The sequence below is a fragment of the Photobacterium indicum genome, assembly GCF_003026215.1.
GTDB classification, from domain to species: Bacteria; Pseudomonadota; Gammaproteobacteria; order Enterobacterales; family Vibrionaceae; genus Photobacterium; species Photobacterium indicum.
Window position 1 is genome coordinate 505,731 of record NZ_PYOC01000002.1, and the last position, 16,678, is coordinate 522,408.

Annotated in this window: 12 protein-coding genes; 7 read left to right on the forward strand and 5 right to left on the reverse strand. The window is 41.7% G+C overall.

What is annotated here, in order from left to right:
- Positions 1–33: 33 nt before the first annotated feature.
- Both clpA and clpS read right to left on the reverse strand, forming a co-directional pair.
- Positions 34–2,304: an ATP-dependent Clp protease ATP-binding subunit ClpA gene (gene clpA / locus C9J47_RS08235; protein ID WP_107253079.1), complete on the reverse strand. Its 2,271-nt coding sequence runs from the start codon at positions 2,302–2,304 to the stop codon at positions 34–36.
- 45 nt (positions 2,305–2,349) lie between these two features.
- Positions 2,350–2,670: an ATP-dependent Clp protease adapter ClpS gene (clpS, locus tag C9J47_RS08240; protein WP_006231246.1), complete on the reverse strand. Its 321-nt coding sequence runs from the start codon at positions 2,668–2,670 to the stop codon at positions 2,350–2,352.
- A 225-nt stretch (positions 2,671–2,895) separates the two neighbouring features.
- On the opposite strand from clpS, the gene cspD reads away from it, so the two are divergent.
- On the forward strand, positions 2,896–3,117 hold the full coding sequence (cspD, locus tag C9J47_RS08245) for a cold shock domain-containing protein CspD (RefSeq protein ID WP_011217893.1): 222 nt from the start codon (positions 2,896–2,898) through the stop codon (positions 3,115–3,117).
- 501 nt (positions 3,118–3,618) lie between these two features.
- Here cspD and icd read toward each other — a convergent pair.
- Complete coding sequence (icd, locus tag C9J47_RS08250; protein ID WP_107253080.1) at positions 3,619–4,872, reverse strand: NADP-dependent isocitrate dehydrogenase; 1,254 nt, start codon at positions 4,870–4,872, stop codon at positions 3,619–3,621.
- Positions 4,873–5,012: 140 nt separating this feature from the next.
- Here icd and C9J47_RS08255 point away from each other — a divergent pair, with 140 nt between their 5' ends.
- The 6 genes from C9J47_RS08255 to norW all read left to right on the forward strand — a co-directional run bounded on the left by C9J47_RS08255 (position 5,013) and on the right by norW (position 12,430).
- Positions 5,013–5,663, forward strand: coding sequence for a pseudouridine synthase (locus C9J47_RS08255; protein ID WP_107253081.1), 651 nt, complete (start codon positions 5,013–5,015; stop codon positions 5,661–5,663).
- A gap of 618 nt (positions 5,664–6,281) precedes the next feature.
- Positions 6,282–7,409 (forward strand): tRNA 2-thiouridine(34) synthase MnmA, encoded by a 1,128-nt coding sequence (gene mnmA / locus C9J47_RS08260; RefSeq protein WP_107253463.1) that lies wholly within the window; start codon positions 6,282–6,284, stop codon positions 7,407–7,409.
- A gap of 14 nt (positions 7,410–7,423) precedes the next feature.
- Positions 7,424–8,041, forward strand: a complete 618-nt coding sequence (gene hflD, locus C9J47_RS08265; RefSeq protein ID WP_107253082.1) for a high frequency lysogenization protein HflD — start codon at positions 7,424–7,426, stop codon at positions 8,039–8,041.
- A gap of 85 nt (positions 8,042–8,126) precedes the next feature.
- Positions 8,127–9,494, forward strand: a complete 1,368-nt coding sequence (gene purB, locus C9J47_RS08270; protein ID WP_107253083.1) for an adenylosuccinate lyase — start codon at positions 8,127–8,129, stop codon at positions 9,492–9,494.
- Between the two features lie 254 nt (positions 9,495–9,748).
- The gene (gene norV / locus C9J47_RS08275) at positions 9,749–11,275 is read left to right on the forward strand and encodes an anaerobic nitric oxide reductase flavorubredoxin (RefSeq protein WP_107253084.1); all 1,527 of its coding nucleotides are present in this window, start codon (positions 9,749–9,751) and stop codon (positions 11,273–11,275) included.
- Positions 11,276–11,284: 9 nt separating this feature from the next.
- A complete protein-coding gene (gene norW / locus C9J47_RS08280; protein ID WP_107253085.1) occupies positions 11,285–12,430 on the forward strand; it encodes an NADH:flavorubredoxin reductase NorW in 1,146 nt (381 codons plus the stop codon).
- A gap of 110 nt (positions 12,431–12,540) precedes the next feature.
- On the opposite strand, the gene C9J47_RS08285 is transcribed toward norW, so the two are convergent.
- On the reverse strand, positions 12,541–13,047 hold the full coding sequence (locus tag C9J47_RS08285) for an OmpA family protein (protein ID WP_107253086.1): 507 nt from the start codon (positions 13,045–13,047) through the stop codon (positions 12,541–12,543).
- Between the two features lie 41 nt (positions 13,048–13,088).
- Entirely contained in the window at positions 13,089–16,586 is a 3,498-nt protein-coding gene (locus tag C9J47_RS08290) for a TonB-dependent receptor (RefSeq protein WP_107253087.1), read from the reverse strand.
- Between the last annotated feature and the right edge of the window lie 92 nt (positions 16,587–16,678).

The following is a 16,678-nucleotide window of genomic DNA, read 5'->3' on the forward strand; positions in this document are numbered from 1 at the left end:
GCGGTTTTTATTTAATGCTAACTCAGTAATGGATTAGTGTGCAGCTTCTAATTCATTGTTGCTGTTGTATTGGAAATCCAATTCATTGTTAATGTAATCAACACGTACCGAACCACCGTTAACTAAACAGCCGAATAACAATTCATTCGCTAATGGTTTTTTCAAGCGGTCTTGAATCAAACGCGCCATCGGACGTGCACCCATCGCTTTATCGTAGCCTTTTTCAGCTAACCAAACACGTGCGTTATCAGACACTTCCATTGATACGCCCTTCGCATCAAGTTGTGCTTGCAACTCTACGATGAACTTATCAACCACTTGATGAATAACATCTTTCTCAAGATGATTAAACCAAATGATACTGTCTAAACGATTACGGAATTCAGGTGTAAATACACGCTTAATTTCCGACATTGCATCATGACTATGATCTTGTTGAATCAAACCAATCGACTTACGTACCGTTTCCGTTACGCCGGCATTGGTTGTCATGACAAAAATGACATTACGGAAATCAGCCTTACGGCCATTGTTATCAGTTAGCGTCCCGTTATCCATAATCTGCAGTAGCAAATTAAAGACATCTGGGTGCGCTTTTTCAATTTCATCTAACAATACGACTGAGTGTGGTTGTTTGATTACCGCATCGGTTAACAGACCGCCTTGGTCATAACCCACATAACCAGGAGGCGCACCGATCAAACGGCTCACTGTGTGGCGTTCCATGTACTCTGACATATCAAAACGCAGAAGTTCGATACCCATGGTACGTGCTAACTGAACAGTAACCTCTGTTTTACCCACACCAGTAGGACCTGCAAACAAGAAAGAACCAACAGGCTTATTCTCTGCACCCAACCCAGCACGACTCAGTTTAATAGCTTCGGTTAGTACATCAATGGCATCATCTTGACCAAATACCAGCATCTTCAGTTTGCTGTCTAGCTTCTGAAGTACATCACGGTCACTTGAAGACACAGATTTCTCTGGAATACGTGCCATTTTGGCAATCATCGATTCAATATCGCTAACATTAACGGTTTTCTTACGACGGCTTGCTGGTGCTAAACGGCAACGCGCACCCGCTTCATCAATAACATCAATTGCTTTATCAGGTAGATGACGTTCATTGATATATTTCGCAGATAGCTCTACAGCGGCACGAATCGCTTTATTGGTAAAACGAACTTCATGGTGCGCTTCATACTTAGGCTTCAGCCCCATCAAAATCTTTGTCGTATCATCAAGCGAAGGCTCAATAACATCAATTTTTTGGAAACGACGTGATAATGCACGTTCCTTCTCAAAAATATTGCTGTATTCCTGATACGTCGTTGACCCCATACAGCGTAACTTACCGTTGCTCAGTAATGGCTTGATAAGGTTCGCAGCATCGACTTGTCCACCTGATGCGGCACCCGCACCAATAATGGTATGAATTTCATCAATGAACAATACAGCGTGATCTTCTTTCTCAAGCTGCTTCAGAATACCTTTGAAACGCTTTTCGAAATCACCACGATATTTAGTACCTGCAAGCAAAGAACCAATATCTAAAGAATAAATCACACAGTCTTGAATAATATCAGGCACTTGACCTTCAACAATACGCCATGCCAACCCTTCAGCAATCGCGGTTTTACCCACACCAGCTTCACCCACTAGCAAAGGGTTATTCTTTCTTCGGCGACAAAGCACCTGAACGGTACGCTCAAGCTCACTGTCACGACCGATAAGCGGATCAATACCACCAGCACGGGCTAACTGATTAAGGTTCGTTGCAAAGTTCTCTAGCTTGTCTTCAGACGACTGTTCAGCTCTTGGTTCTTCACTGCCAACTTCAGGGCCGTTTAAATCATCATTGTCACTGTCTTTCACTGTGCCATGAGAAATAAAGTTAACCACATCAAGACGACTAATATCACTCTTCTTGAGGAGGTATGCCGCATGGGATTCTTGTTCACTAAAAATAGCGACAAGAACGTTAGCACCCGTAACTTCACTACGACCTGAAGATTGCACATGAAAGACGGCACGTTGAAGTACACGCTGAAAGCTCAGTGTAGGTTGTGTTTCGCGGCTCTCATCATCAGCAGGAATGAGAGGAGTTGTTTGCTCGATAAATGAGTCGAGCTCTTTACGCAATACATCGAGATTTGCGCGACACGCAAGCAGAGCTTCTTGAGCTGCTGCATTCTCAAGTAAAGCCAAAAGCAAATGCTCAACAGTCATAAACTCATGACGTTTTTCTCTTGCTCGTGCAAATGCACCATTCAAGCTAGCTTCTAGTTCTTTATTTAGCATAAGGCACCTCCCCTAAATACCACTCAAAGTGGCGTGCCGGAAAAATTAAGCTTTTTCCATCGTACACAGTAGCGGATGTTCATTCTCTCTTGCGTGCATCATCACTTGTGCCACTTTTGTTTCGGCGACTTCAGCAGTGAAGGTTCCACAAATTGCTTTACCTTCGTAATGCACGTTGAGCATCAACTGTGTGGCTTTCTCCATGTCCATTGAGAAGAACTTCTGTAACACTTCTATCACAAAATCCATCGGAGTGTAATCATCATTGTTTAAAACAACTTTGTACATCGCTGGTGGTTTAACCTGAGCTTCTTCCTTATCTAATACATCTGACTCAGGAATAATCCATTCGTATAACTTACTCATAATCTCATCTTAGTCATTAGTTCAAGTGCTTGCTATATCTAGGCCCAGAAAAAAAGATTTTATCAAAATGTTACAATATGCACTTGACTGTCTAGCTCTTTTTACTAAAGTGTAACCTGTAGTAGATATAAACTGCATCAAAACAGCATTAGTATGCAAGAACAAAAAGGAATACCTTGTATACTAGTAGTTAAATGGATCTTGAATGCAAGAGGGATGTAAAGCATGGCAACAGGTACAGTTAAATGGTTTAATAACGCCAAAGGTTTTGGTTTTATCTGCCCAGAAGAGGGTGAAGGCGATATTTTTGCGCATTATTCAACTATTCAAATGGATGGATATCGAACTCTCAAAGCTGGCCAACAGGTCAACTATGAGATTCAAACAGGGCCTAAAGGTCACCATGCTAGCGAGATCGTCCCAGTCGAAGGTGAACTAACCAAATAGTCACTGAAAGTTATCGCATCAATTTCGAAGGTGAGCACTGGCTCGCCTTTTTATTGAAAATACCGCTTATCTACCCACTCACCTGATTAATCATACCTACATCAGCAATCCTTCTTACCCACTAAAATTTATAAAAACCTTAATGAATAATAAATGAATAGCCTCGAACACATTTTATTAACAATACTATTAACAAGTGTTGGTTAATGTTCCTCTAAGAGAATCATCATATATGTCTATCATAGGCGAAAAAAGAACAAGAGCAAATCGAGACAAAGCAGATAGAAGAAGAATTGAGAGTAAACGCACTGATTACCTTTATATCTTCTGAACTTGCAACTTAACTGCTTTAATATGCAGCAGAACTATGGTCAGGAAAGCATCGAGATTTGAAAGAGAGAGAGAAAGAAAAGAGTGTAGCAAACATTATTTTACCTGAGATAGAATAAAGGCCCAGCCTAAGCTGAGCCTCCAATATCTTACAGAGTAAGAGATTTGCAATTACATGTGTTCAATCATGTCATCTGCAAACTCTGAACACTTACGTAAGGTCGCACCTTCCATTTGGCGTTCGAAGTCATAAGTCACTGTCTTGTTACTGATTGCAGCTTCCATTGAACTGATGATCAAATCAGCAGCTTCAAGCCAGCCCATATGACGAAGCATCATTTCAGCAGAAAGGATTAGTGAACCTGGGTTTACTTTATCCTGTCCAGCATACTTAGGTGCTGTACCGTGAGTTGCTTCAAACAATGCAACACCGTCACCGATGTTCGCACCCGGCGCAATACCGATACCACCAACCTGTGCAGCTAGTGCATCAGAAACGTAGTCACCGTTAAGGTTCATGGTTGCAATTACATCGTACTCAGCAGGGCGAAGAAGGATCTGCTGTAAGAATGCATCTGCGATACAATCTTTGATAACGATCTCTTTACCAGTATTTGGATTTTTAAGCGTCATCCATGGACCACCGTCCAATAACTCAGCGCCAAACTCTTGTAGGGCAACTTCATAGCCCCAATCTTTAAAAGCACCTTCAGTGAACTTCATGATATTGCCTTTGTGTACCAGCGTTAGCGAGTCACGGTCGTTATCAATTGTGTACTGAAGTGCAGCGCGAATTAGACGCTTGGTGCCTTCCTCTGAAACTGGCTTAATACCGATACCACATTGCTGTGGGAAACGGATTTTAGTTGCGCCCATTTCATCTTGTAGGAATTTAATAACTTTGTCTGATTCTGCAGTACCAGCTTGGAATTCAACGCCAGCATAGATATCTTCAGAGTTCTCACGGTAAATAACCATGTCTGTCAGATCAGGACGTTTAACTGGGCTAGGTACGCCATCAAAATAACGAACAGGACGTACACAGATGTATAAATCAAGTTCTTGACGTAGTGCAACGTTTAGAGAACGAATGCCGCCACCAACTGGAGTTGTTAGTGGGCCTTTGATTGCGACTTTGTATTCACGAATGAATTCTAAAGTTTCTTGCGGTAGCCATGCATCCTCGCCGTAAACTTGAGTTGATTTCTCACCGGTGTAGATTTCCATCCACTCAATTTTGCGATCACCTGCATAAGCTTTATTTACTGCCGCATCGACAACTTTGATCATTGCAGGGCTTACATCAACACCGATACCATCACCTTCAATGTATGGGATTACCGGGTTGTTAGGAACGACCAGTTTACCTTCAGAATCCAATGTAATTTTCTGACCTTCTACTGGTACAACTACTTTACTATCCATTTAAATCTCCTAGCGTCCATTTGTTATCTTTTTGTAAGATGCGCGCAAATCATACTCGAAAATTTATCGACACGCCAATACTGTTATTTTCGCGTATAATAGGTATGTCGATTTACTAATCCCCAGTACAGCAGCTATTTATGAAGCCAAATACCCCTTTTCGTCAACCTCAACGTGCCAATAATGAGCGTCGAGCATCAAGAAAGATATCAAACCCGAAGCGACCTCGCGGACCGCAAAAGATCATTTTATTTAACAAACCCTTCAATGTGTTGACTCAATTTTCGGGTGAACCTGGCGATAAAACGCTGGCAGATTATATATCTATCAAAGATATTTACCCTGCAGGGCGACTGGATAAAGACAGCGAAGGCTTATTGGTTTTAACTAACGATGGCATTCTGCAAGCGCGTTTAACACAACCGCAATCTAAGCAGCCTAAAACCTACTGGGTTCAAGTTGAAGGTTCACCAAGTGATGACGATTTGGAGCAGCTTCGTAAAGGCGTCACATTAAAAGATGGGCTAACGTTACCTGCAGATATCGAACGCATGGAGCAGCCCGTGATTTGGGATCGTACTCCACCAATTCGTGAACGGAAAAACATTCCAACCACATGGCTTGCACTTACCCTGCGCGAAGGACGAAACCGACAAGTGCGTCGTATGACGGCTCATATTGGCTTTCCTACATTACGTCTAATTCGTTATAAAATGGCAGATTGGACAGTTGATGATTTAGCGCCTGGTGAATGGCGTGAAGTAACGCTGCCAGAGACACGAACGCGCTAAATTCTATATTTTAAGCCGCTCTCCTATAAATTGGTCGCTCCAACGACCAATTTATAGCCGACACAATTTGTCATCAAACCCATAATAAAAAGCTACACATTCCCCCAGACTTACACTATTATTGCCCGCAAATAGCAAACGATTGCGCCACTGATAAATAAAGCATTACATATAGGGCGTGTTGACGTTTCAAGATTCAGCCTGCTGAGAGCGTTTTTTTCAGATAACAAGGCAGAAATCTTATGACTAGTAGTTCTAATCATAAGATTTCTAACGAAGTTAGGTGGAAAAATAGCCTCAGCCCAAAGGGTGAAGCCTGAAAAAGCTTTATACTGCGTTACTCAATGTGCATTTAGGTGACTAAACATTACATTAAGTGCCTTGTCTAGAGACGTTTTCAGACTTCACAGGCTAGAATTTGAAACGTCAACACGCCCTAACAAAATAAATTTATTTATATACAGCATATTGTCAATTTCTCGGTTCTTTTTACACAATGAAACAAATTTGTCTCAGCCATGAAAAAAAACGATTAAATTATTAAAGTGTGATTCTGTTCTCGGTCTGTTTCGACAGATAGCTTTCTGTTAGAATTACGCTCTTAACACTAAATTGCGACTGAAGAGAAATATGTCAGATAACAGCCAGAAAAAAGTCATTGTCGGCATGTCCGGCGGCGTTGATTCATCGGTATCAGCCTACTTACTACTTCAACAGGGTTACCAAGTTGAAGGTTTGTTCATGAAGAACTGGGAAGAAGATGATAACGAAGAATACTGCTCTGCCGCAGAAGATCTCGCTGATGCACAAGCTGTATGTGACAAATTGGGTATCCACCTTCATACCATTAACTTTGCAGCTGAGTACTGGGATAACGTATTCGAGTATTTCTTAGCTGAATACAAAGCAGGTCGTACTCCAAACCCGGATATCCTTTGCAATAAAGAGATCAAATTTAAAGCGTTTTTAGAATTTGCCGATGAAGTTCTAGAAGCAGATTACATTGCAATGGGACACTACACACGTCGTAGTTTCCCGACAGCTGAAGGCGAAAAGCCTAAAATGCTACGCGGTGTTGATAGCAATAAAGATCAAAGCTACTTCTTGTACACACTGAGCCATGAACAAATTGCTCGTAGCCTATTCCCTGTGGGCGAATTGGAAAAACCTGAAGTACGCCGTATCGCTGAAGAGCAAGACTTGATCACAGCAAAGAAAAAAGATTCAACGGGTATTTGTTTTATTGGTGAGCGTAAATTCACTGAATTCTTAGGTAAATACCTTCCAGCGCAGCCAGGTAAAATTGAAACCGCTGATGAAGGCAAGGTTATCGGTGAGCATCAAGGTTTGATGTATCACACGTTAGGCCAACGTAAAGGTCTACATATTGGTGGTCAAAAAGGCGGGAACGGTCTTGAAGATGCATGGTACGTAGTCGATAAAGACCTTAAACGTAATGTGTTGATTGTAGGTCAGGGCAAAGATCACCCTCGTCTAAAATCGAATGGTTTAGTCGCATCTCAATTAGATTGGGTAGATCGTCAACCAATTCGTGAAACAATGACATGCACAGTGAAAACCCGTTATCGTCAAGAAGATATCCCTTGTACCATCATCCCTATCGATGATGAAAATATCAAAGTTATTTTTGATGAACCTCAAATCGCAGTTACACCAGGTCAATCAGCTGTTTTCTACAGTGATGAGATCTGTTTAGGCGGCGGTATTATTGAGCAGCGAATCTAAAGGAGTCGTCACAAGTGGCACACACCTTATATGACCGTACAATCGCGTTTGCCAGCATCTGCCAAGCAGTAAAGCTGGTTCAATTAGTTGCGCAAAATGGCAACTGTGATCGCGAAATTCTAGAAGCTTGTTTGAACAGTATTACTGTAACGAACCCTTCTAATACCATTGAGATTTATGGTAACGAGAGCAATCTACGACTTGGTCTTGAAACCTTATCGCAAGAAATCGATAGTTCACCAACAGGCAGTGAAATTACTCGCTACTTAGTGAGCGTGATGGCACTTGAACGTAAATTATCAGGTCGTCGCGATAGCATGGGTCAGCTTGGTGACCGCATTGATGTCATCATACGTCAGAAAGATCATTTTGATTTATTAGACGATCAAATGGTTAGTAATATCGCCAGTATTTACCTTGATATTATCAGCCCTCTTGGCCCTCGTATTCAGGTAACAGGTGCGCCAGCACATCTTCAACAGCAACAAGTACAGCATAAAGTGCGAGCATTATTACTTGCTGCTGTTCGTGGTGCAGTGCTATGGCGTCAGGTTGGTGGTAAGCGTCGTCATTTAATTTTCGGTCGTAAGCAAATGGTCGAGCAAGCCAAAATCTTATTGGCTCGCTGTTAATTATTTTTATTTTTTCTCGCTGCTCATATGCTCAAGATAAGAGCAGCGATGTTTACACATCCTCATAAATCAGGAGAGATACAACATGGAACTGTCAGCTCTGACTGCTGTTTCCCCGGTCGACGGCCGTTACGGAAGTAAAACAAGTGTACTTCGCAGCATTTTCAGCGAATTTGGTCTGCTAAAATACCGCACTATCGTTGAAATCCGTTGGCTACAAAAGCTGGCTGCAACTGATGCTATCGTAGAAGTTCCTGCATTTAGTGATGAAGCAAATCAATTTTTAGATCGTGTTGCTGCTGAATTTAGTGAAGAAGATGCCCTACGCATTAAAGCTATTGAGCGCACAACTAACCACGACGTTAAAGCTGTTGAATATTTCTTGAAAGAGAAAGTAGCAGAGCTTCCTGAGCTACACGCTGTGAATGAATTCATTCACTTCGCATGTACATCAGAAGACATCAACAACCTTTCTCACGCTCTTATGCTGACTGAAGCACGTGAAAAAGTAATGTTACCTGAAGTGCGTAACGTTATTGATTCGATTAAAACGCTTGCAAATGAGTACCGCGAAATTCCATTGCTTTCACGTACACACGGTCAGCCTGCTTCTCCATCTACGATGGGTAAAGAAATGGCTAACGTTGCGTACCGTATGGAACGTCAATTCAAGCAAATCGAAAGCGTTGAAATTCTTGGTAAAATTAACGGCGCAGTAGGTAACTACAACGCACACGTGATTGCTTACCCTGAAGTTGACTGGCACCAGTACAGCGAAGAGTTTGTAACGTCACTAGGTATTACTTGGAATCCATACACAACTCAAATTGAACCGCATGACTACATCGCAGAGTTGTTCGATGGCTTTGCTCGTTTCAACACAATTCTTTTAGACTTTGACCGTGACGTATGGGGCTATATTGCTCTAGGTCATTTCAAGCAAAGAACAATTGCGGGTGAAATTGGCTCTTCAACAATGCCGCATAAAGTTAACCCTATCGACTTCGAAAACTCTGAAGGTAACCTAGGCTTAGCTAATGCAATCTTCTCGCACCTAGCACAGAAACTACCTGTTTCTCGCTGGCAGCGTGATCTTACTGACTCAACAGTGCTTCGTAACCTAGGCGTTGGTTGTGGTTATGCAATCATTGCTTATACTTCGACGCTAAAAGGTATTAGCAAGCTTGAAGTTAACCAAGCAGCACTAGAAGCTGAGCTAGACAAAAACTGGGAAGTATTGGCTGAACCAGTACAAACAGTAATGCGTCGCTATGCTATCGAAAAGCCATATGAGAAGCTAAAAGAGCTAACTCGTGGCAAACGTGTTGATGGCGAAGGTATGCGTAACTTTATTGACAGCCTTGAGCTTCCTGAGCACGAGAAAACACGTCTTAAAGAAATGACACCAGCTAACTACATCGGCGATGCAGTGAAGCTAACAGACCAACTATAACCTGGCTGTACAGACTCTTTTAAGGCTGGTTTCGACCAGCCTTTTTTATGCCAATTTTCTAATTAAGTAGCTCGCCTTTTTCAACGAACACTTCCCTCCTGAAATCATAACAAACCATTTTAAAATTTAAATCCTTATAAATCAAAATGATACCTAAAACATGTATTATTTATACATGTTTACTATTGCCATGACCAGCCCTCGGGTATAACATGCATTCAAAATACAGGTTATCGGAATTATAGGTTGGAATTATGTCTATTCACGTTAAGAACAATATTCACTGGGTAGGTCAGCGCGATTGGGAAGTTCGAGATTTTCATGGCACTGAATACAAAACATTGAAAGGAACGAGCTATAACAGTTACCTGATCCGTGAAGGTAAAAACGTGTTAATTGATACCGTTGATCATAAGTTTAGCTACGATTTCGTTCAACAACTAGAGCAAGAAATCGACCTAAACGAGATTGATCTTATCGTCATCAACCATGCTGAAGAAGATCATGCTGGTGCTTTATCTGTTTTACTTAGCAAAATTCCAAACACACCGATTTACTGTACTGAAAATGCCATTGACTCTATTACTGGTCACCACCATCACCCTGAATGGAATTTCAATGTAGTCAAAACTGGCGATAGTATTGACATTGGTAATGGTAAATCACTCGTCTTTATCGAAACACCAATGCTGCACTGGCCTGATAGCATGATGACGTACATGACAGGTGACGCGGTACTTTTTAGTAACGATGCCTTTGGTCAACACTACTGTGACGAACGTTTATTCAACGATGAAGTTGAGCAAAACGAACTGATGGAACAATGCTTACGTTACTATGCCAATATCCTAACGCCATTTAGCCCGCTTGTTACTGCCAAGATCCATGAAGTGTTAAGCTTTAATCTTCCTGTTGATATGGTTGCGACATCTCATGGTGTTATCTGGCGTGATAACCCAACTCAGATTATCGAACAATATCTTGAGTGGGCCAATGAATATAAAGAAGACAAAATCACTATCTTCTACGATTCAATGTCTAACAACACGCGCATGATGGCAGATGGTATCGCCCAAGGTATCACCGAAACGGATCCAAATGTTGCGGTTAAAATCTTCAATGTTTCTCGTCATGATAAGAATGAAATACTGACTAATGTATTTGGTTCTAAAGGTATTCTTGTCGGTTCATCAACCATGAACAATGTGATGATGCCAAAAGTCGCTGGCATGCTAGAAGAGATTACGGGCTTACGCTTTAAAGGTAAAAAGGCCGGTGCATTTGGTAGTTACGGTTGGAACGGTGGTGCTGTCGATCGTATTCACTCTCGTTTAACCGATGCGGGCTTCTTTACTACTGTCGGGTTAAAAACCAAATGGCGCCCAGATTCAAATGCAATGGAAGAATGTCGCGAACACGGGCGTAAAATTGCTCGTGAATGGGCGTTACACCCCCTTACTGTAACTGCGACTACACCTGCGATAAACGAACTTAATGTTGCACCTCGCAGCGTTGTAGCACCACAACCAGTAGTAGAAACAGTAATACCAGCAACAAATGAAACGACAGCCGTGCAACAAGAAGTAACCAACACCACAACGTCTAGCAGCACAGATCAAAAACAGAAACAAATTTGTACTGTGTGCCAGTGGATATACGATCCAGAACTAGGCGAACCTAATCAAGGTGTTGAACCCAAAACAGCATGGGAAGAAGTACCCGATTCATTCTTATGTCCTGAATGTGGTATTGGCAAACAAGTATTCGAACCCATCAACTAAGGCAATAGTATGAATAAGCATATTGTTATAATCGGTAGTGGTTTCGCGGCTTATCAATTGGTCAAATCACTACGAAAACAGAATGAGCTAACCCCTATTACGGTTATTACTGCCGATAATGGTGACGATTACTCAAAGCCTGACCTAAGCCATGTATTCAGTCAGCAGCAAACCGCTAATGATCTGATTAAGCAAGCAGCTGACGACTTTGCTCATACGAACAACATCACTTTAATTGCTAATACCCGAGTAAGGGCGATAGACAGTTCAGAACAGGTGGTTCATTTTAATGACCACTGTGTCGGCTACTCTGATTTGGTGCTGGCGACAGGCGCGACCTCTTTTGTTCCGCCGTTTTCTGGTAATGGAACAAACGAGATCGTCACATTAAACAGCCTAATGGAATATGAAGAGCAGCAAGGTAAGCTAGCAACAGCGAAGTCTGTTCTCGTGCTTGGTGCAGGTTTAATTGGCACTGAAATCGCGATGGATTTAGCGACATCAGGTAAAAAGGTGACATTGCTAGATCGTGCCACCAGCCTTATGCCAACGCTATTACCGTCATTTATTAGTGCCAATTTATATCAAACCATGCAAGAAAAAGGGGTTGATATAAAGCTAGGCAAAGAAGTTAAAACAATTACCCGTCACCATCAGGAATTGATAGTGACGCTGCAAGATAACTCTTATCAACACGCTGATGTCATTATTGCTGCTATGGGTCTAGCACCTAATACACAATTAGCGCAGGAATCAGGTATAGATGTTGCGAAAGGGATTCTGGTTAATCAGCACATGCAAACATCAATAAACAATGTTTATGCGTTAGGCGACTGTGCCGAACTAAATGGCAAGGTAAGAGCTTTCTTACAGCCAACCATGTTAAGTGCTACGGCATTAGCAAAAACATTACTCGGATCGCCAACGCCAGTTCAACTGCCAGCCAGTTTAGTGAAGGTGAAAACGCCCTGGCTGCCGCTGCATTTATCGGGCGATACCACCAGCGATAATTTAACTTGGGAAGTAAAACAAGAACCTGAAGGCTTAGTTGCCAAAGCCTTTAACCAAACAACTGGCGACCTCGCAGGTTTCATTGTGAGTCACAACCAGCTGAAAGCAGCATTCCCGCTTTTAAGATTATTACCAATAGAATAATTAAAACGAGGGCTAATACCAACCTTCGATAATCACTGCTAGAAATGGATTTCATATTGAGAGGCATCACGATGCCTCTCTTTTTTGCTTCACCTAGCTAAATCACTTAATTAAGCTTGCGTAAAAATAACAATACCGCGCCGGTTAAGGGCGTTTGCTTTTAGACTGTGTGCTTTAACAATGGGGTTATTTTCGCCAAAATACGCAACTTCAAACGTATAGTTTTCTACTGGAATACGCGCAGATAAATACTGTTGGATTACTGTAGAGCGGCGGAATGATAGCTTTTCATTATAATCATCAGAGCCTTGATAATCCGTATGTCCCGCAATAACAATATGCCCTTTCAAGTTGATGACTTTAGCTATAAAGTCATCCAGTTCTGCAATATCTTCAGGCTTCAAAATAGATTGGTCAAAATCGAAATGCGACACCAATGATAGGTAGATTTTCTTCTCAGGCTCCACTGTCGGCTGTATTTCTGCAATCAGAAACTTCTTCACCGATAGGTCATCAAATTTATCAATATTTTCATCACTGACATAAGTATCTGTGGCACAGCCAGCCAGCAGGGTTAGTAGCAATGTTATACAAACAGTGCGTAAAAAAACTTTCATTATAGATCCTGTAAATACGTATAGGCGGTTAGCCATGTTATTTAGAACTTACCAACAACATTGATAAAGATACCTTCTGCGTCATAATCATCGTTATGCACAAGATCATCTTCAAAGCTCGAGAAGTTATAGCCAACCCCCACTTTCATATTGTCGTTAATATGCTTATTCACTGATACTAATGCCCCATGTTCAAGCTGGTCATTTTCCTGATCTTTTTTCCAATGGTATTCGCCAGTGACATCCCAGCTTTTCATCACGTTATAACTTGCGCTTAAACCCGTCAGGAAAATATCGTTCTTCACTGGCACATCAGCACCAGACTCGCGCGTATAGATTTCATCTTTTTTCTTGTAGGCAACTTTGGCCCCCACATCGATATGTGCATCCACTGAGTAGATGGTTTCGCCTTCTATTATGTGGCTTTTCTCGTCTTTATAATCGACATCACGATTCATATTGTCGAAATCAACCAAGTAGGTATAGCGAGTTAAAAAGTTAAGGCGATCATTAAAAATTGGACGGTACGCTAACCCCATATTACTTTCGATAAAGCGCTCGACCACTTCATCTGAAGTGGCATTCTCTGATTTGGAATAATTGAATTTAGCAAACAGTGTGTATTCGTCGGTCAAATGGTGGGTATAGCGGTTGGTGGTAACGTACTGACGAATTTTCTCTTCACCATCATCAACACGGTACTCAACTTTATCTTTTAGAGTGTAGTTATCTTGATCGAAGGCGACATACAAACTTGTTGCTTTGCGCTCAACCCCCACTTCATCAGGATAATCAATGGTGCCTTGCTGAAAAGCGATTCCCGCTTCAATATCATCATCCATATCATAGTCGAAACCAAACGAATCAATCCGCCCTTTGCCATTATTTTCATCAACAAATTGGTTTTCTTGATAAACATCTATCGTATCTGTGAGCGTCGCTTTCTGACCAAAGACAATATTGTTTTTATCATCATATTCATCTTCTACATAGCTTACGTAGGTACTGTAATCGTCCGTTACATCGTAGTTAACTGTTGCTTCTGCTGCATCGCCTCGATCGCCACTGGTATACTCGCCAGATAAGGTCCAATCTTCCGTAATTTTAGTTTCGGCCCCCACAGTAACGCTGTCGTTCTGATCATAACTGCTGCTCTGGTTGATGGTTTTCTGGGTTTTAGCGTACACGCTGTTATCGTCATCAAAAATATACTCAACACGTGCCCCCACAAGATCGCCATCCCCCTTTTCATCTTGGTTATTCAGCTCTTCAATATGCTTTCCGGCAACTGCAACCTTGACGTGCTCTGTCACCATATATTGGGTTTCTAGCTCGATTTCGTCGGTATCAGTGGTGATATCGCCATTTTCTTCTTGTTCTTCAATATGCTTATAGCGCGCCAATACCTGCGATTTATCTCCGGCTTGTAATCGAAGTTGCGTACCGTAAGCTTCTTGTGCCAAATCGTCGGTTTGACTGGCGTATGAATACCCGGCATCTTTATTTTTGTACCAACCACGAACGTCATTGCCTACCGCGCCAAATGTATCGGGCATAAGATCATAAAGGCTAGCAACACCAGTAATTTCAATCGAATCGCCTTCTCGCACTTTTGTACCAGAACTCACCTCCTCGAAACTCAAACCACCATCGAAAGACACAAAGTTACTGTCTGCTTGCGTACCTTCACTATGACCAAACTCTGTTTTTAAATAGGTCCCTTCTGTCGCACGCAAGGTTAAATCGCTGGCATACATTTCATAATCTTGGTCGTCTTTTTCTTCTTGTACATACGTCGCACCAACCCCAACATTGTCGTTTACCCAACCTTTAACCCGCCCGCCCGTTGCCATCTTATCAATAGCTTCAGACCCTTCAGGTACGTATTCGTAATCAACCGTTAGGTAATTTTCTAAATCGCCACGAGGGCCGCTGTCAATCACGGTGCCAAAGTCATCGCCGACGATGTCGGAAAGTGGACGGGTTAAAATTAAGCGACCTTGGTATTCATCAATTTCATAATCACGCCCTGATTGGAGATACACCTGCTTTTCTGCAATATTAGTGTCTTTATCAATAACTTTTACCGACACCTTATCGCTTCCCGGTACAACCTCACCATGGCGTAAAAAGTACAGACTACCGCCAGTACCTAAAAATTCATCATGTGAGTACAAGCTGTCAGCTTGCGATGCAAAACCAACAATATTGAGCTTATCGTCACCAAACTTGGTGGTTTCACGGGTGCGGTAATCCCCTTTGAAGCCATACAGACTACGGTTATAACCACCCGTTTCTGTGCCCGTTACACCTGTATTGTAGTTGCCCCATAAGTAGCGTGATTTATCATATTGCACATCAAGATAAACCTTACCTTTGGTATTAACGACTTTCTGAATATTGGCATTATCGCCATAGTTACCGTAATACATTTCATCGTCATCTTCTACGATATCGAATACTGTGGTTTCATCGGCTGCAAACGGATTTTTGAACATGTCTTTTAGCGCAGCTTCTTTAGTATCAACATGAGCAACTACGCGCAGCTTATCGCCAAACTTACCTTCACCGAAGTAGGCTAAACGACCACGGTTGTATATATCACCTTGGTATTGTTCATCAACACCAAGTACGTCTTTATTGCCCGATACGCGATTTTTACCTAAGTATAAATCGGCTATACCTGCTTGCGAATAGTAAGTATCTGGAATACGGACAAATAGCTGATATTTCCGTTCATCACCGTTATCGTACTCAACACGTACAGGAAACATGTATGCATCTGTCGGTAAATATTGTTCAACATAGAGACGATTATCTTCAATATCATATTCATCGTCGCCGATATAAACTTTATCGATACCTTTTAATCCAGTACCCATCAACTTCGCCATACCGGAAGATGTGGGAATGTTATGGCGCATGAGCTTTGCTTCACCGTAGCTACGCCCATTCTTATCGTCTTCATCATCAAACTTATCGATATCAACTTCTTTCGTAGGTTTTACCATGTCGGCAACACCTATCGTTGATATATCCATGTTGCCATCTTTATCCCAAACTTTTAGGCGAAACAGCAACTGCTTCCCAGATTCAAATTTATAGCCAGTTTGGGTTTTACCATCCCAGTCGATATCAAAATCATTGCTCAGTTTATCACCAGAAAGTGTCGCTAGCGGTTGAGACAAGTGGCTATCTTTACCTTGGTAAACCTCTAACTGCCATTTTTTCACATAGTAGCTATAGTTAGTTTGAACATTAAAATTCAGGTTGCTATTTATCGCATCATTTTCAATTTCAACCTCATCACTCAGGCTAATATTTAATACGGGGTCAACCTTGGTAATATCTCGGGTCGCCCAAAGAGCACCTTCTTTCAAATAAATACGAGAGTTATCTGTTTGCTCATGAATCTCTTTTTTTATGTCTGTTGATTCGCTGCTAATTAATTCCAAACCATCTGTTACCCCAGCTTTGGCGATAAAGGGTAAGCAGGTAATAATAAGTAATGACAGTCGACTTAATTTAAAATTCTTCACTCTTTAACCTTTTAAAAATGCTGTTACAGAAAACCAAAACGAAAAAACCTAGGGCTGATGAATTTTCATCAGCCCTTTTCCTTTGTAATTAC